This is a genomic window from Hydrogenophaga sp., assembly GCF_041913525.1.
Taxonomy (GTDB): Bacteria; Pseudomonadota; Gammaproteobacteria; order Burkholderiales; family Burkholderiaceae_C; genus Hydrogenophaga.
Genome location: NZ_JAYSFD010000005.1, coordinates 73,079 through 93,363, shown reverse-complemented (window position 1 = coordinate 93,363; position 20,285 = coordinate 73,079). Strand labels below are relative to the sequence as shown.

The following is a 20,285-nucleotide window of genomic DNA, read 5'->3' as shown; positions in this document are numbered from 1 at the left end:
CCGCATGGTGGCTCTCAACCCTCAACGCGGTTGTTGAGGACCGGGATCGAGGCCTTGTCGGGGGCGGGCTTGGTGGAAGCCTTGTCGGGGCTGGGCGACACCGAGCCGGTGATCAGGCCACCACGCTCGATTTCGATCTTGCCGTAGCTGGCCACGCCGTGGATCTGGCCGGTGCTGCGGATGATGAGGTACTCGGAGGCGGTGATGCTCTCGTGCGATTCGCCGTGCACATCGGCCTTGCGAACCTTCACCTTGCCCTGCACCTTGCCTTGCGGGCCGATGGTCATTTCATCGGCCACCAGCTCGCCCTGCAGAGAGCCATTGATCATGGCCTTGCCGGGCACGGTGAACGATCCGTTCACGGTGACGCCGTCGCCAATGATGATGTTGCCTTTTTGGTCGCTGTTGTCGTTCATGGCGCCTTCTTGGGAAATGAGGACGGCTGCCGGTGCGGCTCAAGTGGCCGGCAGGTCCGTGGGAAATGGGGTGTCCATCGCCGTGGCGGAGCAGGGTGTGATGAACAGGCTGATGGCAAGGCGCCCCTGGGTGGCACGGCCAGCGGGCAGGCCCGCCGCGCCCGGGCGTCAGCTCAAGAGCATGGTGCGCAGGGTGTTGAGCATGGCCACGGCGCCAAACACCGCAAACACGGTGGCCACGCCCGCCAGGAAGCTGCGGCGGTCGCGCGTGAGCTTGCGAGCAGGGGCCACACGGCCGCGCTGGCTGACGTCGTTGCTGGCGGCAGGGGCATCGGTCTCTTCGGGGTCACACGAGAAGCTGCACTCGATGCGCGCACCGCGGTGGATCACCAGCCGCTGGCAGCGCACCACGCCGGCGATGCGGGCGGTGGGGCGAACGATCACTTCGTCGCCGGCCACCAACTCCCCATCAAACACGCCGCTGATTTCGGCGCGGTGTACGTTGGCGCGGCCGCGCAGTTCGCCAATGTGGCTGACCACCAGGCGGTCTGCGTCGATATCGGCCTGGTCTACCCGGCCGTCCACGATCATCATGCCCAGGGTATTGAAGCCACCACTCAGGCGAGTCTGGGGGCCGACGTGGATGTCCTGACTGCCCAAGGGAACGATGGGCCGCACATTGGACTTGCCCTTGGCGTCCACATGGGACGGCATGGCTTGGGTCAGGGGCGTCACCACCTTGTTGTCGGCTTCTTTCATGTCATTAGTCTAGTTAGGTTTGTGATTTCATTATCGCAAAAATGACACATATAACTGTGACTGTCAAATGACGAATTGGACCTTGCGTGACGCACTGCACGTTCAGGCCATGCCACCCATCAGGCGCTCGATCACCGCGCGCTGCCCCGGCAGGGCGTGCTGGCGAAGATCGTGGCGCTCAACGGCCCACTCGCGGGCGCGCTGGCGAAGCGGCGCGTGGCGCTCAGGGTGGGACAGCGCCTCGACCACCTGAGCGGCCAGCGCATCGGGCTGGAAGAAGTCCACCAGCAGGCCGTTTTTTTGGTGCTCGATGAACTCTTGCACTGGCGCCGTGCGCGAGCCCACCACCAGGCAGCCGGCTGCCAAGGCCTCCACGCAGCTCCAGGAGAGCACGAAGGGGTAGGTGAGGTACACGTGGCAGGCGCTCACCTGCAGCAGTTGCAGATAGCGCTCGTATTCCACCTGCCCCAGAAAGAACACGCGCTCCATGTCCAGCTGTGGCTGCACCTCTTGCAGAAAGATGTCGCGCCAGCTTTGGCCGTTGGGGGCGGCTGGCCCATAACTCACCTTGGAGCCGCCCACGATCACCGCCACCGCCTGCGGCCGCGCCTTGAGCACCGCTGGCAGCGCCCGCATGAACTGGTGGTAGCCCCGGTAAGGCTCAAGCTGGCGCGAGACGAAGGTGAGCACCTCGTCGCCGGCCTTCAGGCGGCGCTCCTGCCCGCTGGCCGAACGCAGCACTACCTCGGCGGCGGCGTTGGGCCGCACGCGAGCGGTGTCGATGCCGTCAAACACCACCTCAATGTTGGCCTGGGCAGACCCCGGAAAGCTCGCGCGCTGCCACTGGGTGGGCGCCAGCCCAAGGTCCATGGCCTCCAGGGCCAGCAGGTGCACCGCGTTTTTCAGGCGCAACTGGCTGCGCACGCCCAGGTCGGGCTGGCCGAACTCAGGGTCGAACCCCACGTCGCGGCCCTCGCTGGCGTAAAAAAACTCCAGGTAGCACAGCAGCTTGGCGCGCGGCCAAAGGTCTTTCACGAACAGGGCCTCGCCCCACGAGGGGTGGGCCACCACCAGATCGGGGTGCCAGCCGTTCTGGTCCAGCGCCACCATTGCACCCAGCGCCGACGCCCCGCGCAACACCTTGCTCTCGAACTCTTTCAGCCAGGGCGCGCCACTGCCGCCGGAGGGCGGTGTCTGCGTCTGGTGGCGCGTCATGGGAATGGCGGGCAGCCCGGCACCCCCCATCGCCAGTGCCCGGACGTCGTGCCCATCGGCCTTGAGCGCCAAGGCCAGGTGACGAAATTGCCCTGGGAAGTTCTGGTGAATGAAGAGTATTCTCATAAATAACTCTGATATTGGTTTCATTATATAAAACACCAAAACTACCAAGGGTGCACCGTGAACCAAAAGTCTCGGCAAGCAAACGTGAGGGCCATGACGTGATCACCACGCTGCGCCCCACCGATCCGCTATACGCCAGCCAGTGGCACCTGGCCCAGATAGGCTCGCTTGGGCTGCTGGGCGCTGACAACGTGGGCATTGAGCGCGTGTGGTCGCAGTACACCGGCGCCGGCGTGCGCATCGGCCTGTGGGACGACGGCGTGCAGGCCAACCACTGGGACCTGGTGTCCAACCACTACGCTGCGTTGAACATCACGGTGCAGGGCCAGCTCAACGACGGCCTGCCCCTTGCTGGGGCGGCGCACGGCACCGCTGTGGGCGGCCTGATCGTGGCCGACAACAACAGCCGCGGGGGCGTGGGCGTGGCCTTTGATGCCTCGGTCACTGGGGTGCGCATTTTTGGCGGTCAGGACGACATCAACCTGCAATGGGCGCGTTACCTGATCACGCTCACGTCGCTCACGCGCTTTGACATCACCAACCACAGCTACGGCGCCTACCCCAGTTACGCCATGCAGGACGACGTGGCCCTGTTTGAGCTGGCCGCCCGCCTGGGGCGTGGCGGCCTTGGCACCATCACCGTGAAGTCGGCCGGCAACCACGGGGTGGACGGCAATGGCGATGCGCTGGACGCCTCGCGCCACACCATCAGCGTGGCGGCCACCGATGTCTCGGGTTTCTCGGCCTCGTATTCCGCCTATGGGGCGCACATCCTGATCAGCGCCCCGGCGGGCTCGGTCACCACCGACCTGATCGGCGCTGGCCAGGGCTACGACGGCCTGCTCAACGGCGACTACACCGCTAGCTTCGGTGGCACCTCGGCCTCGGCGCCCATCACCACCGGGGCGATTGCCCTGATGCTGCAGGCCAACGGCCAATTGGGCTGGCGCGACGTGCAAAGCATCCTGGTGCATTCCTCGGTGGGGGCCGGCAGTCTTTACGGCGGTGTGGCCAGCACATCGGACACGTTTGGCTGGCAGGCCAACCGCGACAACGACTGGAACGGCGGCGGCCTGTTCTACAGCCAGGACTACGGCTACGGCATGCTCAACGTGTACAACGCGGTGCGGATGGCCGAGGTGTGGAGCCTGCTGTACCCAGTGGCGGCCACCAGCGCCAATGAGCGCATGGCCCAGGTCAGTGCGCAGGGCCTGGACCTGCAGACCACCGACATGGGCAGTCTGGTGTGCCGCCTGGACATGGCGCAGAACATCGCCATCGAGCACGTGGCACTGAATGTGTCCCTCACCCACGACGACCTGCGCCAGGTCGAGGTGTGGCTGACCTCGCCACTGGGCACGGGGTACATGGTGTTCGACGGCTCATCGGCCAGCGCAGGCACGGCGGCGTTTGGCTTGCAGTACACGCTGGGCGTGGAAGGTTTCCGCTGCGAAACCTCGGCCGGCGTCTGGACGGTGGAGTTGCGCGACACCGTGGCCGGCGGCACCGGACTGCTATCGGGCCTGACGCTCACCGCCTATGGCGCCGACATCAGCCCCGACGACGTGTACCACTACACCGATGAGGTGTTCCTCGCCACGGCCCAGGCCGGGCAGGGCGCCCGGGCCACGCTGATCGACGCCAACGGCGGGGTGGACTGGCTCAACGCCGCGGCCATGTACGGCAACCTGGCCCTGGACTTGCGCCCTGGCCAGCGCAACACCCTGGACGCGCGCACTTTCACCACCGTGGCCGCCGGTACCTGGATCGAGCACGCCGTGGCCGGCGATGGTCTGGACCGGCTCACCGGCAACGAACTGGGCAACCACTTGCTGGGGATGCGCAGCGATGACACCCTCATTGGCGGCCTGGGCAACGACACGCTGGATGGCGGCGCCGGCGTGGACGTGGCCGTGTTCGCCGGCCTCGCCGCCCAATACCGCGTGCAAGTGGTCGGCCTTGAACTGGTGGTGCAGGGGGCCGACGGCACCGATGTGCTGCGGGGCATTGAGCGCCTGCAATTCGACGACCACACGATCGACAGCCCCCTGGTAGCCTCACCACCACCGCCGCCCCCACCGCCGCCCCCCCCTGCGCCCCCACCGCCACCGGCCGAGATCGTCGGCACCGCTGCCAACGACACCCTCACCGGCACCGCCGCCGCCGAGCGATTGCTCGGCCTGGCTGGCAACGACTCGCTGGTGGGCGGCGACGGCGACGACACCTTGATTGGAGGCTTGGGCAACGACAGCTTCGTGGGTGGCGCCGGCAGCGACACCATCAGCTTTGAAGACGCCAACGCCGCCATCACCTTCAGCCTGGCCATCACCACGGCGCAAGCCACCGGCGGCGCGGGCAGCGACCGTGTGCGCTCAGGCCACGGCGTAGAGCACCTGCTGGGCGGCGCCGGCAACGACACACTCACCGGCGATGCCGGAGCAAACCGAATCGACGGGTCCACGGGCGACGACACCCTCAGGGGCGGGGCGGGCAACGACACCCTGGTGGGCGGCACGGGCACTGATACCGCCGTGTTCAGCGGCAACCGATCGGCTTACACGCTGGTGCTCAGCGGCAGCGACTGGCTCGTGACCGGCACCGACGGCAGCGACACCCTGATTGGCATGGAGCTGGCCCGTTTCGCCGACCAGACCGTGGCACTTGATGGGTCTGCCCCGCCGCCGCCCCCGCCACCCGCGCCGCCGCCGCCGCCGCCGCCGTCAGGGGGAGGTGCCGACATCACCGGCACCGCCGGGGCCGACTCCCTTACCGGCACGGCCGCGTCCGAGCGCCTGCTCGGCCTGGCCGGCAACGACACGCTCAACGGCGGCGACGGAGACGACACGCTCATTGGCGGGGCCGGCAACGACACCTTTGTGGGCGGTGCCGGCATCGACACCATCAGCTACAGCGGCACCACCGGGGCTGTCACCTTCAGCCTGGCCTCCAACGCCAGCCAGAACACCCGGGGCGCGGGCTCTGATCGTGTGCAGGCCGGCCATGGCGTAGAAAACCTCGAAGGTGGCAGCGGTGCCGACCGCCTCACTGGCGACGCCGGCGCCAACCGCCTCAGTGGCGCCGCTGGCAACGACACCCTGGCGGGTGGCGCGGGCGCCGACACGCTGGTGGGTGGGGCAGGGCGCGACGTGCTGGTGTTCAACGCCGCCCTCGGGCCCACCAACATTGACCTCATCGAAGGCTTTGTGGTGGGCGAAGACCTCATTCACCTCGAAAACAACGCCATCTTCGCCGCGCTGCGCACCACCGGCGCCCTCACGGCCGGCGCCTTCAACACCGGCACCGCGGCCACCCAGGCCGACGACCGAATCCTCTTCGACCAGGGCACGGGCGACTTGCGTTACGACGCCGATGGCACGGGCGCGGCGGCCGCCATCCACTTCGCCACCCTCACCGGGCTCACCGGCTCCCTTGGTGCCGCGCAGTTTGTGGTGATTTGAGGGCCTGGCCGCTCACCAGCAGGGCGGCCATCGGCCAGCGACAGGCGACACAGGACGGGTCAGATGTCGTGCCGCCGTGTCTGGCGCGCTCTTCTCCCCCCGCGCGACACTTGCATTGATTGTCGCCATTCATATTCTTGGCAGATATTTTCGAGGCCAAATGGGCAGGGATTGGCACCCGTTTGGTGCGTCGAGCCGGTTTTTACACGTTTCTCTCAAAACTGATTTGACACATAAATATGTTACAAATATCATGAAAACGCGAAAACCATTTTCAATCTGAGGGCTTCAGCGTGCTACGGGAGTGGGCGCGTGTCCTTGGTTACGTCAACCGCCCGAGAAGAGACTGCTATGCAACTGAACCAGACCGACATTGACTTCCTGTTTGCCCAGCTCACGCTGCCCGGCAACGACCCGCGCAACGCCCCCCTGGGCACGGTGAACGACCCCACCGGCATTCGCGACGTGGCTGGTGTGGGCAACAACGTGCTCAACCCCACCTGGGGCAACACCTCGCTGGCCTTCCCGCGCGTGACGGGCAACGCTTCGGTGCCTGGTGACGTGCCCGACCTGGCTCCCGCTCCCGCACCGGCCATTGACCCCAACGCCTCCACGCCCAATTTCGCCAACGGCTTCACGCCCTCGAACCTCACGCCTCCCGGCTCCATCACCCCCCGCACGGGCATTTCCTATCCGGCGGGCAACGGCAACATCACCGACGCCGACGCCCGCGTGGTGAGCAACCTGATCGCCAACCAAGACGCTGACGCGCTGGCGGCCCTGGGCTACACCACCACTGGCCAGCAGAAGCTGGCCGTTCTGGATGACCCGTCCCTCACGCCGGGCGGTCGCCTGAACCCGTTCACTGGCAACGTGAACCCGCTGCCCTACAGCACGTTCACCACGATGTTCGGCCAGTTCTTCGACCACGGCCTGGACTTCGTGCACAAGGGCGCCAACGGCTCGATCATCGTGCCGCTCAAGCCCACCGATTCGCTGTACGCCGCCAACTCGCGCACCGGCAACGCCATCTACGCCTCGCGCACCAACACCATTCAGGTGGATGTTGACGTCACCTCCACCGACGACCTGCTCACCACCCTGGGCCTGACCGAAGCCCGCACCCCGGGCACGGTCACCGGTGCTGCCTTCGCCAACGTGGGCAACAACGGCGGCGTGCTGGTGTTGAACAACACCGTGATCACCATCGCCGACAACAGCACCATGGCGCAGGTGGTGGCTGCGATCAACGCCAAGTCGATCGAAACCGGCGTGACCGCCAGTGTGGGCACCGGCGCCGACGCCAACAAGCTGGTGCTGACCGCCCCGGTGAACGAGAGCGTCAACACCACCTCGCCCTTCATCGACCTGAGCCAGTCCTACGGCTCGCAGGCCAGCCACACCGTGTTCGTGCGCGAGTACGACGCCAATGGCGACATCACCGGTGCCCTGCTGAGCGGCGCTGATGGCGGCATGGCCACCTGGGCCGACGTGAAGGCCAATGCATTGCGCATCGGCATCACCCTCAACGACATCGACGTGCACGACATTCCCGAGGTGTTGCTGAACACCGATGGCACGCCCAAGATCATCGACGGCAGCGCCTGGCTGGTGGCGCGTCACGTGGTGACTGGCGAGGTCTATTACGTCAACAACAGCGACGCTGCCAACGCCTCGGCGGTGCTCGACGCCAATGAACGCGCGGTGACCTTGTCCGACGCCGACATGGGCAGCCTGCACCTCATGACCATCGGTGCGGCCTTCCTGGACGACATCGCCCACGGCGCCGCACCGGGTGCCGGCTTGGTGGCCGATGCGGATACCGTGGCCGCCGGTACCGGAGTGGGCGCTGCCGCCCGTGGCGTGTCGTACGACAACGAACTGCTCGACGCCCACTTCATCGCCGGCGACGGCCGCGCGAACGAGAACATCGGCCTGACCGCCATTCACGATGTGTTCCACGCTGAGCACAACCGTGTGCTGCAAGACATCAAGGCCATGGTGCTGGGTGGTGTGGACAGCCACGGCGTGACCCACGCGGGCCGCGCCGACATGGCCGGTCAGTGGACTGGCGAGATGTTCTTCCAGGCGGCCAAGCTGATCACCGAAATGGAATACCAGCACTTGGTGTTCGGTGAGTTCGTGCGCAAGCTCAGCCCCAACATCAACGCCTTCGCCGCTTACGACGCCACCATTGACCCGGCGGTCACCGCCGAGTTCGCCCACGCGGTGTACCGCTTTGGCCACTCCATGCTCACCGACACGGTGAACCTGACCGACGTGACGACCGGGGCCGACAAGTCCATGGGCCTGATCGAGGCCTTCCTGAACCCGCTGGCCTACGGCAGCACCACCGCTGGCGAATTCGCCATTGGCGGCTCGCAGGCCGTGGGCAACGGCATTGACGTGTGGGTGACCGACGCCCTGCGCAACAACCTGGTGGGCCTGCCGCTGGACCTGGCCACCCTGAACATCGTGCGTGGCCGTGACGCCGGCATCATGACCCTCAACCAGGTGCGTGCCGATCTGTACAACCAAGGTGTGTTGCACCTCAAGCCCTACACCAACTGGGAAGAGTTCGCCGCCGGCCTGACCCACCCCGAGGCCCTGCAGAACTTCATCATGGCGTACTCGCGCGACGCCATCCTGACCCAGTTCGCCAGCACCAAAACGCTGACGCAATGGACGGCCCTGCAAAACTCCGCCAACGCGGCCGAGGCCAAGGAATACGCAGACGCCCTGCTGGCGGCCGCGAAGGCGGCCATCGCCGACCCGACCTTCATGCTCTACGACCAGGGCTTCAACGCCGTGGACCTGTGGGTGGGCGGCCTGGCCGAGCGCCCGGTGACCGGTGGCATGCTGGGCAGCACCTTCGATTTCATCTTCGCCAAGCAGATGATCGAGTTGCAGAACGCCGACCGCTTCTACTACCTCAACCGCCTGGCTGGCACCAACATCCTGGCCGAGATCGAGGCGCAGCTGTTCTCTGACCTGGTGATGCGCAGCACCGGTGTGGAGAACCTCTACACCGACATCTTCTCCACGCCCGACAGCAGCGTGAACCTGGGCACCGCCACCGACCGCGTGTTCCTGTCGCTGTCGCAGCTCAGCGCCGCGGCCAATACCGTGAACGCCACCGATGTGCACGGCAACACCGTGAAGGTGAGCACCGCCGGCTGGGTGGGCTCCGCTGCCACCGGCTACACCTTCTACGGCAACCCGGGCGACTACCTGGACGCCCGTGGCGTGCTCAACCCCAACGGCAAAGGCAACGCCAGCGAAATCATTGCCGGCACCGACAGGAACGACCGCATCAACGGCCTGGGCGGCAATGACACCATCTGGGGCAAGGCCGGCAACGACACCATCGACGGTGGCCTGGGCAACGACTACCTGCACGGTGAAGACGGTGATGACGTGATCACCGACGCCGACGGCGATGACCTGATCTGGGGCGATGCCGGCAACGACCGCATCAACGCCGGCCTGGGCCTTGACCAGGTGTTCGGCGGCTCGGGCAACGACACCCTGTACGGTGGCGCTGGTGCCGACGTGATGGAAGGCGGTACGGGCAATGACCTGATGTACGGCGACAACGGCGTGGTCAACGCCGCGGGCGTGATGGACGCCATTGGTGACGCCGACCTGATGGCCGGCGGTGACGGCAACGACACCCTCTACGGCGGTGGTGGTGACGATGGCATCGACGGCGGCGACGGCGACGACGTGATCTACGGTGGCACTGGCCTGAACCTGCTCACCGGTGGCCTGGGCAACGACCAGTTCATCATGGAGGCCAGCAGCGAAGGCCTGGGCAACGCCATGGACGGCGGCCTGGGTTATGACGTGGTGGACTACTCTGCCAGCAACGGCACCGTGCCCGTGGCCGGCGGTGCCCGCACCGGCATCAACATCAACATGAGCGTGCCCAACCCGGCCGTGGTGGCGGTGCCGTTTGACACCTTCATCGACGTGGAAGGCCTGATCGGTACCCGCTACAACGACACGCTGGTGGGCGGTGCCACCATCGTCAACACCTACATCACCGATCCCCTGACCGGTCTGCCGATCCTGAGCAACGGGCTGCTTCAGCTTGACCTGCTGGCCAGCACGGGCGCCAGCGCCGGCTTCCAGATCGCCGACATCTTCGGCGCGCCCGTGATCGGCACCGATGCGCTGGGCAACCCGGTGCTGGTGGCCATCGACTTCAACATCGACGGTGGTGCCGGTAACGACATCGTCACTGGCGGTGACGGCAACGACACCCTCAACGGCGGCACCGGCAACGACACGCTCACTGGTGGCCTGGGCGATGACGTCTACGTGGTCGACAGCGCCAACGACGTGATCATCGAAGGCTGGGAGATCGACCCGGTGACCGGCTTGCTGGCGGTCGATCCGCTGACGGGCGCCAACATCCCCCTGTTGGTGCAGAGCACCGCCGACCGGGTGGAGACCACCCTGGGCACCTACAACCTGTCCACCCCGGCCCTGCGCCAGTTCCTTGAAGACCTGACCTACACCGGTGCTGGCAACTTCACCGGCACGGGCAACGCGCTGGACAACATCATCACCGGCGCGGGTGGCAACGACAACCTGTCGGGCCTGGACGGTCTGGACACCCTGCACGGCGGGGCTGGCAACGACACGCTCACCGGCGGCAATGGCGATGACGTGCTCAACGGCGATGCCGGCAACGACTCCCTGGTGGGTGGTGCAGGCAACGACCAGCTCAACGGTGGCGACGGTGTGGACCGCATCATCGGCGGCGCCGGGGCCGACACCCTGCGCGGTGGCGCTGGAGCCGACCGGTTTGTGTTCACCGCCGCGGCCGACACGGGCAACACCGTGGCCACCCGCGACACGATCCTCGACTTCGAGTCGGGTGTGGACCAGATCGACCTGAGCGCGATCGACGCCCGTCCGGGTGGCACCATCAACTCGTTTGCCTGGATCGCCGATGCTGCCTTCAGTGCGCAAGGTCAGCTGCGTTACCGCGTGGACCTGGGCACTGGTCAGGTGGTGGTGGAAGCCAACACCGACAACAACAACAACACGGTGGAATTCTCCATCGCGCTGACCATCAACTCCTTGCCGCCCACGCTTCTGGCGACCGACTTCATCGGCGTGACCGCTGGCGGTGGTGGCAACCAGCCGCAGAACCCCGGCACGGGCCCGACCATCAACGGCACCACGGGCCGCAACACCCTCAACGGCACCACGCAGTCCGAGGCCATCAACGGCCTGGCGGGCAACGACACCCTCAACGGTGGCCTGGGCAACGACACCCTCAGCGGTGGCACGGGCAACGATGTGTTCGTGTTCAACACCGCCCCGAGCGCGACGAACCTGGACACCATCACGGACTTCAGCCCGAACGTGAACGGCAACAACGACACCATCTGGCTGGCGGGCTCCGTGTTCACCGGTCTGGGTGCCACCAACGCCACGCTGAATGCCGCGGCTTTCCGCCAGGTCACCACGGCCACCCTGGGCCAGGTGGACGCCACCGATCGCATCATCTACAACAGCACCACCGGTGCCCTGTCGTGGGATGCGGACGGTAGCGGTGCCAACTTCCAGGCGGTGCAGTTCGCCCAGCTCAACCCGAACCTGAACCTCACCAACCAGGATTTCCGGGTGATCTGACGCCGCCCTTCCCGTGCTTCGCACAGGCCGCCTTCGGCGGTCCGTGCGAAGGCGGCCTTGGTTGGCGATCAACAGCAAAACGCCCCGCGTCAGCGGGGCGTTTTTTCTTGGTGGGTGCGGCTGCCGGGTTCAGCCGCTGGTCCGGGCGCTCAGACGATCAGGCGACAACTTCGATCTGGTCGGCGAAGGCGTAGCCGTGGCCGTGCACGGTCTCCAGGGGCAGCACCAGGTCAAACTGGGTCTTGACCTTGGTGCGCAGGCGGTGCACCAGAATTTCCAGGCGCTTGAGGTCGGCGGGGGTGGTGTCGTGGCCCAACGCCACCGCCAGGTCGGCCCGGCTCACGGCCTGCCCGGGCACCGCGGCCAGTTCGCCCAGCACCACCCGCTCCGAATGGGTCAGTCGCATGGACTTGCCGTCCGGGCTCTCCAGCGTCCAGTTGAGGGGGCTCAGCCGCCAGGGCTGTTGCACAGGTGCAGCCGTCAGCCGCTGCGCCAGGCGCTTGGCCAGGGCGGCCAGCTCGGCCAGCGGCACCGGTTTCACCAGGTACAGATCGGCGCCGGTCTCCACCCCTCGGATTCTCTCCTCCAGGGCGCCACGCGCGGTGGTGATGATCACGCCCTTGCCCTTGACGGCCGGGGTCTGGGCCAGCCACTGCATGCCATCGCCATCGGGCAGGCCAAGGTCCAGCACCACGATGTCCACTTTGCCTTTGTGCAGCCACTCCGTGGCGGCGGCCAGGTTGGCTACCCCCTCGGCGGCGAAGCCCTCCAGCGCCAGGTACTCCACCAGGCTGTCGCGCAGATCGTCTTCGTCCTCGACGACCAACACGGCAATGGGGGCAGGGGATTTGGTGTGAGTGTTCATCGGGGAATTGTCTCGTCACTCGGGGCGGCTGCCGGCAGCCAGCAACAGAAATCAGACCCTTGGCCGATGCGGCTGATCAGCTCCAGGCGGCCGTTGTGTGCGTCCACGATGTCCTTGGCGATCGACAGGCCCAGCCCGAGGCCGCGCACCGGGCCTTCCGGCGCAACGCGCAGGTACTCCTTGAACACCGAGTCGCGGTGGTGCTCGGCAATGCCTTGGCCCTGGTCGATCACGGCAATGCCCACCCAGCCATCGCGTGCACGGGTCTCGATGCGGATCTCGCTGCCCGGGCTTGAGTACTTGGCGGCGTTGTCCAGCAGATTGCCCAACGCGATCTCCAGCAGGTACTCGTCGGCCCACACGAGCAGTTGGGGGTGGTGCACGTCCAGCACGGGCTTGTGCGCCGACAGGCGAAAGGCGTTGGTCTGCATCTGGCGGTGCAGCCAAGGCACCAGGTCCAGCAGGCGGCGGTCCAGGTCTTTGGGTGAACGGTTCAGGCGGGTGCTCTCCAGCCAGCGGTCAAACATGGCGGTCAGGCGCCGCACGGCCCCCTCGATGATCGAGGCCCGCTTGTCCAGGCGATCAATGCCGCGCTCGTGCTCCTTGGTGAGCAGGGTGAGTTGCCCATCAATGATGGCCAGCGGGTTGCGGAACTCGTGCGAGATCATGGCAGCGAAGCGCACCTGCTGCTCGCGCAGCTGGGTTTCCTGATTCAGCGCGGTCTGAAGCTCCTTGGTGCGCTCTTGCACCGTGGCCTCCAGCCTGGACTCTGCCTGGCGCAGTTGCTCAATGGCCAGGCGCTGCTGCCGAATGCTGTGCTCGCGCTCCTCGCGAATCTGGTCGGCCAGCGCCAGCGCCAGCAGCATCATTTCGGCGGCAGAAGCGATCTGGATGGCGTTGGCGGTGAGCAGGTTCGACGGTAGCAGGCCAAAGGCATGGGCCACCGCCACCAGCACCCCCACGCCCAGCACACCCCACGAGAGCAGAAAGAACCGGATATCGGTGAAGCCCCGGCGCAACAGATGCACAGAGGCCGAAATCACCAGGCCCACCATGACCACCGACAAGATCAGGTGGCCCCGGATGATCGGCGTGACCGACCACGCCAGCGAGCCCGCCACCAGAAACAGCAGCGCAAAGACCAGCTGCGCGCCGACCATGAACTTCAACGACCTGTGCAGCCTCGGCAGGCGGGTCTGCAGGTTGAGAAACGCTGACGAGAACGCAACGGCCGATGCCCCCGCCAGGCTGAAAAACATATTCAGCGAGATTCGGTCAAAGCCCGCCCACCCGGGCCACAGGAACAGGCGGCCATAACCATTGGCCGCGATCATGGCCGCGCACAGCGACAGGCTGTAGGCCGAATACAAAAGGTAGCGCCGGTCGCGCAGCGTCAGGTAGACAAGAAAGTTGTAGGTGAGGATGGTGAGCAGCCCGCCCTGGTACAGCCCCTGCAGCAGGGTGGAGATGATGTTGGACTGGCCAAAGGGAATGGGCCGCCACAGCGTCAGCGGAATGGCCAGGGCGCCCGATGAGCGCACACGGATGAACACCGTCTGCTCGGTGGTGGGCACCTTCAAGGGGAACAGAAAGTGTCGATTGAACACCGGCCGTTGGGTGATGGGCCGCGCTGCCCCCGAGAAGATCGGCGGCTGGCCGGGCATGAAAAGGTCGATCTCGTCGATCAGCGAATTCGCCACCACGAGCAGCCAGTAGTCCACCGAATCGGCGCTGCGCCACAACGGCAACTTGATCCAGAAGGTGGAGGATGAAAACCCCAGGTTGAGTTCGCCGCCGGAGGCAACTGGGCGCTTGAACAGGGCCTTTTGCTCGGGGGCGCTCACCTGCTCAAGCGTCATCAGGCCCGATCGGTCCTCCAGAATTTCGATCTCGTTGAACAGGTTGATGCGGTGCGGGCTGGTTTCATTGAGCGCCAACGCCCAGGCTTGAGCTGGCATCCAGGTGGCCCACGCCAGCGCCAGTGCCATCCAGACCCGCAGGGCTTGCCGCGCCAGTCGCGCAGTTGGGGGCAGCGCGTCGACACCTTTGGCGCCACCGCCTGATGGCGGGACAGGAAAACCAAACTGCTGAGACATTGTTCTCACTTTTGTGTCTTTTTAACCACGGGTGACGGCCATTTCGCCAGGGAGGGTGTGATGGCCTGGCGCCCGCACCGAGGCGCTGCTCCCACCCTCTCTGTTCCCCCTGACGCCCGCCACGGCAGGGCGGGGCGGCAGGTCAGGGCGCATGGTGCCACGTGACTGAAATGCGCAAATAAACACTAATATCAGATTTGAGATTGATTTATCATTTAAAGCAACCAATCCGGTAGCCGAACAGTTTAAGGTCAGATGTCACCGCAAGCCCTGGACGCGATGGTCGCACGGGCAGACCCCGAGTCTGTTCGCACCCCCTTGGACCTTGATGCCTGGTTGCAGCCGGTGGATGCCGCGCCAGGCGCCCGCACCCTCTACCAACACGGCCTTTTGTTCGCCGCCCGCACCTTGCCCGCCTTGCCCGCGGGGCGGTGGGCCAGTTGCGAGGATGTGGAGTTTCGTGCCACCGAGTTCCTGCCAGGAGAAGACGTGGCGCAGGCCGTTTTTCTCTTGACGGGCGGCGCGCTCGGGCCGTCGGGCACCTGGGCAATGTCGACAGTGGGCGACCGCTGTTTCGGCTACTCCTTGCGCACACCCTCTGTGATTTGGGTGGCCAGATACCAACAAATCGCTAGAAAAGCGGCATAAGTGTCAGTTGTACCCATTAAAAGTGACGCGCTGTTAGTTTTGTGCTAACCTCAATCGGAAGAGACCCCTGTGTGTGGGTCGTGTCGCGCAATTCCACTGAGGATTTTCTTGATGAGGCTGCCGTCTTCTTTTTCCGGCTGGGTACCCGCTGATCGCCAGGCATCGCCGGCTCGCCCGACCTTCAGCGGCAGGCTCACCAACGTGGCGATCGCTGCTGTGCTGACCTTGTTGCCCGCGCACCAGGCGTTGGCGCAGGAGCGGGCCCTCAGCCTCGCCGACGCACTCAAGACGGCGGCCTACGAGCACCCAAGCGTGTCGGCTCGTGTGAAGGAGCGCACCGCGGCCGAGGTGCGTCTTGAAATGGCCGAGCAGCAGAAGCTGCCCGCGCTGGTGGGGCAGTCGGGCGTGGACGGACTGGGCAACCGCACCGCCACGCTGCGTGTTGAGCAGGCGCTGTGGACGGGCGGGCGCATCACCGGTGAGGTGGCCAGTGCACAGGCTGCCATCCGGCGGGCGGACCACACCATCGGCTCGGCACAGTCCGACATCATGTTGAAGGTCCTCAACGCTTTTACCGAGTTGGCCCGAGTGCAGGCGCGCCAGGAGGTGGCCAGGGCCAACGTCGACGAGCACCTGCGTCTGGCGCAGATGATTCAGCGCCGGGTGGACAGCAACATCAGCCCGGCCAGCGATGGCGTGCTGGCCAACGCCCGCTTCGTTCAGGCTCGCGCTGAGCTGAACCAACTGGAATCTCTGGCCATTCGCGCCCGCTCCACCCTTGGCCAGGCGGTGGGCCGCCCGGTGAGCGCCATTGCGTTGCCCGAGCAACGCGACATGGAGCAGTACAGCCTGGAGGCATTGCTCAAGGCCGCCATGGACCACTCGCCCTCGCTGCTCCAGCTCGGCGCCGAGCTGGATGTGGCCCGTGCGGACATTGACATCAAGAAGAGCGCCACCTTGCCGCAGGTGAAGCTGCGCGTCGATCGCACCGTGGGCGGTACCTTCCCGAATACGCAGGCCTACGTGGCCCTCGAGTACCAGACCGGCGCGGGCCTGTCGTCGTACACGGCCATCAGCGAGGCGCAGGCGCGGGCCGATGCCTTGACCCTGCAGGTGGAAAGCGCACGCCGCGAACTGATCGACCAGATCAGCGCCGACTGGGCCGATCACAAGTCCTACGCCATTCAGGCGCGAGACCTGGAGAAGCAGGTTCAAAGCACCACCGAGGTGTTTGACTCTTTCGTTCGCCAATACGCCGTGGGACGCAAAGGGTGGACAGATGTGCTCAACGCCCAACGCGAGGTGGCGCAGGCACGTTACCAGCTGGCCGATGCCACCTGGGGGCAGTTGCGTGCGGCGGTGCGACTGCAAATACTGACCGGCATGGTGTCGCCAGAGAACACCATGCTGGTGCAGTCGCGCGACCAGACCCGCTCGTTCGCCCTCACTGACAAGCCCGCAGAGACCGAGGCGCCCGCGCCCGTGGCCGAGGCTTCCCCTGTTGCGCCGGTTCCTCAACTGACGTCCGCCCCTTTGCCGCGATCGGGCTGGTGATTTCATGAGCGAGCAGCAACCCATGGTCGCGCGCGGCCAGGACGTGGCGTGGCGCGACCAATTGCCTCGCCTCTTGTCCCGTCTGGCCACCCTGCAAGGCCACGCGGTGCCCTGGCACCGGTTTGCCATGGTCTCGCAGGCCGCCGGCGGCGCCCCGCTGGACCACCTGGGGCCGCTTGAGCTGGCCTGCGAACTGTGGCGCAGCCGTTTCCCGGCCGGCGACATCCAGCTGATCGACGGCGCCCTGCCGCCCGGCCTGGCGCCGGCGATCTGGGTGAACGAAGATGCCAAGGCGCCTGCCGTGTACCTGGTGCGAGGCCTGCTGTCATCGGGTGCCCTGAGCTGCCTGGACGCGGCAGGCCAGGCCATTGACATTCCCGCCGAGCGTGCGGCAAAGGGCAGGGTGGTGAGCCTGCGCCCCGACTCGGCCGCCGCCATGGATGCCGATGGCCGTGACGGCGCAGCCACCAGCGACACCCCCGCCAAGCCCAACCGGTCGGCCTCGCAATGGTTTCGCTTCGCCATTCGCAAGCGCTGGAGCGTGTTCCTGGAATGCGCGGTGGCCACCATCACGCTCAACTTGGTGGCCCTGGCCACTTCGTTTTACAGCATGCAGGTCTACGACCGCGTCGTGCCCACTGGCGGTTACTCGACCCTCTGGGTGCTGACCATCGGCGTGGCCATTGCCATGTTTGTGGAACTGGTGATGCGCCAGGTGCGCGGGCGCATGCTCGACCGTGCCTGCAAGGCCATCGACGAGGAGTTGTCGGGGGTGTTCTTCGGCCATGCCCTGGCCATCCGCATGGACAGGCGCCCCCGCACCGTGGGCACGTTCGCGGCGCAGATCCGGCATTTCGAGATGGTGCGCAACTTCATGACCTCGACCACGCTGTACGTGTTCGCGGACGCACCGTTTGCGCTGTTGTTCGTGGGCGTGATCGGTTTCATTGCCGGTCCGGTCGCCCTTGTGCCCCTGGCCTTCATCCCACTGGCGGTGTTGGTGGGCGTGATGTTCAAGCGTCGCCTGGCGCGCCTGACCGAAGTGCACATGGAGGAGTCCAACCGCAAGAACGGTCTGCTCATCGAGGCGGTGGACGGCATCGAGTCCATCAAGGCCGCTGGTGCCGACTGGAAGATGCTTGACCGCTGGCAGCAGCTCACGCGAACCCTGGCGCGCGACGAGATGGCGATTCGCGATCTGACCAGCCTCTCCAGCAACCTCACCCAGACGCTGCAGCAGCTCTGCTACGTCGCTCTGGTGGCCGCAGGCGCCTTCGCCATCGGGGCAGGGCACCTGACGGTGGGCGGGCTGATTGCCTGCACCATCATCAGTGGCCGCGCGCTTTCACCCATCGGCCAGGTGGTGGGCCTGTTTGTGCAGTGGCAGCAGGCCAGTACGGCCTTGCGAGGCCTGGACGCCATCATGGCTTTGCCGGCCGATGCTGCCATCGGCGAGCGGCGCACCGTGCCGGACGCCTGCCACGGCCGCCTGGCAGTGGACGGCGCGGCCTTTTCATATGGGCCCGATCAGGTGTCTCTGCAGGTGGGGGCATTGCAATTCGCGCCCGGCGACCGCGTGGCGGTGCTGGGGGCGGTGGGATCGGGCAAGTCGACCCTGATCAAGCTGCTGTCGGGGCTGTACCGTCCGTCCAGCGGGCGGGTGCTGCTCGATGGCATGGACATGGCCCACCTGGCGCCTGATTTCGTGCGTGAGCATGTCGGCTACCTCCCGCAGGACGTGCGTCTTTTCCAAGGCACCCTGCGCGAAAACCTGGCCTTGGGATTGCCCTCGCCCAGTGACGACCAGATCTTGGCCGCTGCGCGCCAGACGGGCCTGGACCGCGTGATCGGCTCACACCCCAAAGGCCTGGGCATCGAAATCAGCGAAGGCGGCCGCGGCTTGTCGGGCGGACAGAGGCAACTGGTGGGCCTGACTCGTCTGGTGCTGGCCCAGCCGCGCGTGATGCTGCTCGACGAACCCACCGCCTCGATGGATCCGCAGATGGAAGAGTTGATCGCGGCCCAAGTGTTTGGTGCGCGCCCGGCCGACACCACTTTGGTGGTGGTCACCCACAAGTTCAGCATGCTCAGGCACTTCAATCGCGTGGTGGTGGTGGACCGCGGTCGCGTGGTGGCCGATGGCCCGCGCGATGACGTGCTGCGCCGCCTGCGCGAACCAGCGCCCGCTGCCGCCGCAGCCGCAGCCGTTTCGGTACCCGTGACCAACCGCCCCGCCGCGCCGGCCCGAGCCGAGCCCAAACCCGTAGCCACATGATGCGTCGCTCCTCGTCCAAGTCTTCCTACTCGCCCGACCATCACGAAGGGCGCAGCAGCCGCTGGAGCTTGTGGGCCACCATCGTGGTCATTGCCTTGTTCGGGGGGTGGGCCCACTACGCCGAGATCGACCAGATCACCCGTGGGCAGGGCCAGATCATCGCCAGCTCACGCACGCAGATCATCCAGTCGCCCGACGGTGGTGTGCTGGAGGCGCTGCTGGTGCGCGAAGGGGCCCAGGTGCAGAAAGGTGAGGTGCTCGCTCGCCTGGAGAGAACCAAGGTGGAGTCGGCCTACCGCGAATCGGAGGCCAAGGTGGCTGCGCTCAGCGCCACCGTCAGCCGCCTGCGCGCCGAGGTGTTTGGTGGCCAGCCCCGATTCGAGCCCGAATCGCAGGCCTTCCCCGAATTCCGCGAGAACCAACTCAGCTTGCTCAAGAAGCGGCGCGACTCCCTCACGCAAGAGGTCGGTGCCATCGAGCGCATGCGGGCGCTGGCGCAGAAAGAGCTCACCATGACCGAGCCCTTGCAGGCCACGGGCGACGTCAGCGCGGCCGACCTGCTGCGCCTGCAGCGCCAGGTGGCCGATCTGGAAGGCCAGATGACCAACCGCCGCAACAAGTACCTGCAGGAGGTCCAGGCTGAGCTCAACAAGGCAGAGGAAGACCTGTCCGCCGCGCGTGAATTGATGATCCAGCGCAAGGACCAACTGTCCAACACCGTGCTCACGGCGCCGGTCAACGGCACCGTCAAGAACGTGCGCGTGACCACCGTGGGCGGGGTACTGCGCCCTGGCGACGAGATCATGCAGATCGTTCCAGTGGAGGACGTTCTCATTGTGGAGGCCAAGGTCAAGCCGGCCGATGTGGCCTTCCTCAAGCCCGGGCTGGACGTGAGCGTGAAGATCGACGCTTACGACTACACGATCTACGGCAGCCTGCCGGGCAAGCTGTCCTTCATCAGCGCAGACACCATGAGCGACGACACCAAGCGCGATGACGTGTTCTATCGCATTCAGGTCAAGACCACCTCAATGCAGTTCGATCGGCGCCCCGACGAGAACCTCGCCCTGCAAGTGGGCATGACCGCCACCGTGGAAGTGAAAACTGGCCAGAACACCGTGCTGAACTACCTGCTCAAGCCGGTGGTGAAGACGATGAGCGAGTCGCTGGGCGAGCGTTGAAATGTTGAAAGTATCAGTTAATGTGTTTAAACTGTCGTAACTG

The 20,285-nt window shown here is 65.9% G+C and carries 11 protein-coding genes; 6 read left to right on the top strand and 5 right to left on the bottom strand.

Translation table 11 applies throughout. The annotated features are described in order from the left end of the window. Positions 1–14 precede the first annotated feature (14 nt). The 3 genes from ACE3RQ_RS08455 to ACE3RQ_RS08445 form a co-directional block, all read right to left on the bottom strand. The gene (locus ACE3RQ_RS08455; RefSeq protein ID WP_374521526.1) at positions 15–416 is read right to left on the bottom strand and encodes a polymer-forming cytoskeletal protein; all 402 of its coding nucleotides are present in this window, start codon (positions 414–416) and stop codon (positions 15–17) included. A gap of 168 nt (positions 417–584) precedes the next feature. Further along, positions 585–1,175 (bottom strand): polymer-forming cytoskeletal protein, encoded by a 591-nt coding sequence (locus tag ACE3RQ_RS08450; RefSeq protein WP_374521525.1) that lies wholly within the window; start codon positions 1,173–1,175, stop codon positions 585–587. 102 nt (positions 1,176–1,277) lie between these two features. Beyond that, positions 1,278–2,516, bottom strand: a complete 1,239-nt coding sequence (locus ACE3RQ_RS08445) for a glycosyltransferase (RefSeq protein WP_374521524.1) — start codon at positions 2,514–2,516, stop codon at positions 1,278–1,280. Between the two features lie 98 nt (positions 2,517–2,614). On the opposite strand from ACE3RQ_RS08445, the gene ACE3RQ_RS08440 reads away from it, so the two are divergent. Together ACE3RQ_RS08440 and ACE3RQ_RS08435 are read left to right on the top strand one after the other, a co-directional pair. Then, positions 2,615–5,974: a S8 family serine peptidase gene (locus ACE3RQ_RS08440; protein ID WP_374521523.1), complete on the top strand. Its 3,360-nt coding sequence runs from the start codon at positions 2,615–2,617 to the stop codon at positions 5,972–5,974. Between the two features lie 351 nt (positions 5,975–6,325). Further along, positions 6,326–11,623: a peroxidase family protein gene (locus ACE3RQ_RS08435; RefSeq protein ID WP_374521522.1), complete on the top strand. Its 5,298-nt coding sequence runs from the start codon at positions 6,326–6,328 to the stop codon at positions 11,621–11,623. A gap of 157 nt (positions 11,624–11,780) precedes the next feature. Here ACE3RQ_RS08435 and ACE3RQ_RS08430 read toward each other — a convergent pair whose 3' ends face one another. Further along, entirely contained in the window at positions 11,781–12,488 is a 708-nt protein-coding gene (locus tag ACE3RQ_RS08430; RefSeq protein ID WP_374521521.1) for a response regulator transcription factor, read from the bottom strand. After that, on the bottom strand, positions 12,485–14,476 hold the full coding sequence (locus ACE3RQ_RS08425) for a 7TM diverse intracellular signaling domain-containing protein (protein ID WP_374521520.1): 1,992 nt from the start codon (positions 14,474–14,476) through the stop codon (positions 12,485–12,487). The genes ACE3RQ_RS08430 and ACE3RQ_RS08425 overlap by 4 nt, the downstream gene beginning before the upstream one ends. 426 nt (positions 14,477–14,902) lie before the next feature. On the opposite strand from ACE3RQ_RS08425, the gene ACE3RQ_RS08420 reads away from it, so the two are divergent. The 4 genes from ACE3RQ_RS08420 (at position 14,903) to ACE3RQ_RS08405 (ending at position 20,242) form a co-directional block, all read left to right on the top strand. Beyond that, entirely contained in the window at positions 14,903–15,232 is a 330-nt protein-coding gene (locus ACE3RQ_RS08420; protein ID WP_374521519.1) for a hypothetical protein, read from the top strand. A 111-nt stretch (positions 15,233–15,343) separates the two neighbouring features. Then, complete coding sequence (locus ACE3RQ_RS08415) at positions 15,344–16,786, top strand: TolC family protein (protein WP_374521518.1); 1,443 nt, start codon at positions 15,344–15,346, stop codon at positions 16,784–16,786. 4 nt (positions 16,787–16,790) lie between these two features. Further along, positions 16,791–19,061, top strand: a complete 2,271-nt coding sequence (locus ACE3RQ_RS08410) for an ATP-binding cassette domain-containing protein (protein ID WP_374521517.1) — start codon at positions 16,791–16,793, stop codon at positions 19,059–19,061. Further along, complete coding sequence (locus ACE3RQ_RS08405; protein WP_374521516.1) at positions 19,058–20,242, top strand: HlyD family type I secretion periplasmic adaptor subunit; 1,185 nt, start codon at positions 19,058–19,060, stop codon at positions 20,240–20,242. Before ACE3RQ_RS08410 ends, ACE3RQ_RS08405 begins: the two co-directional genes overlap by 4 nt. Positions 20,243–20,285 lie beyond the last annotated feature (43 nt).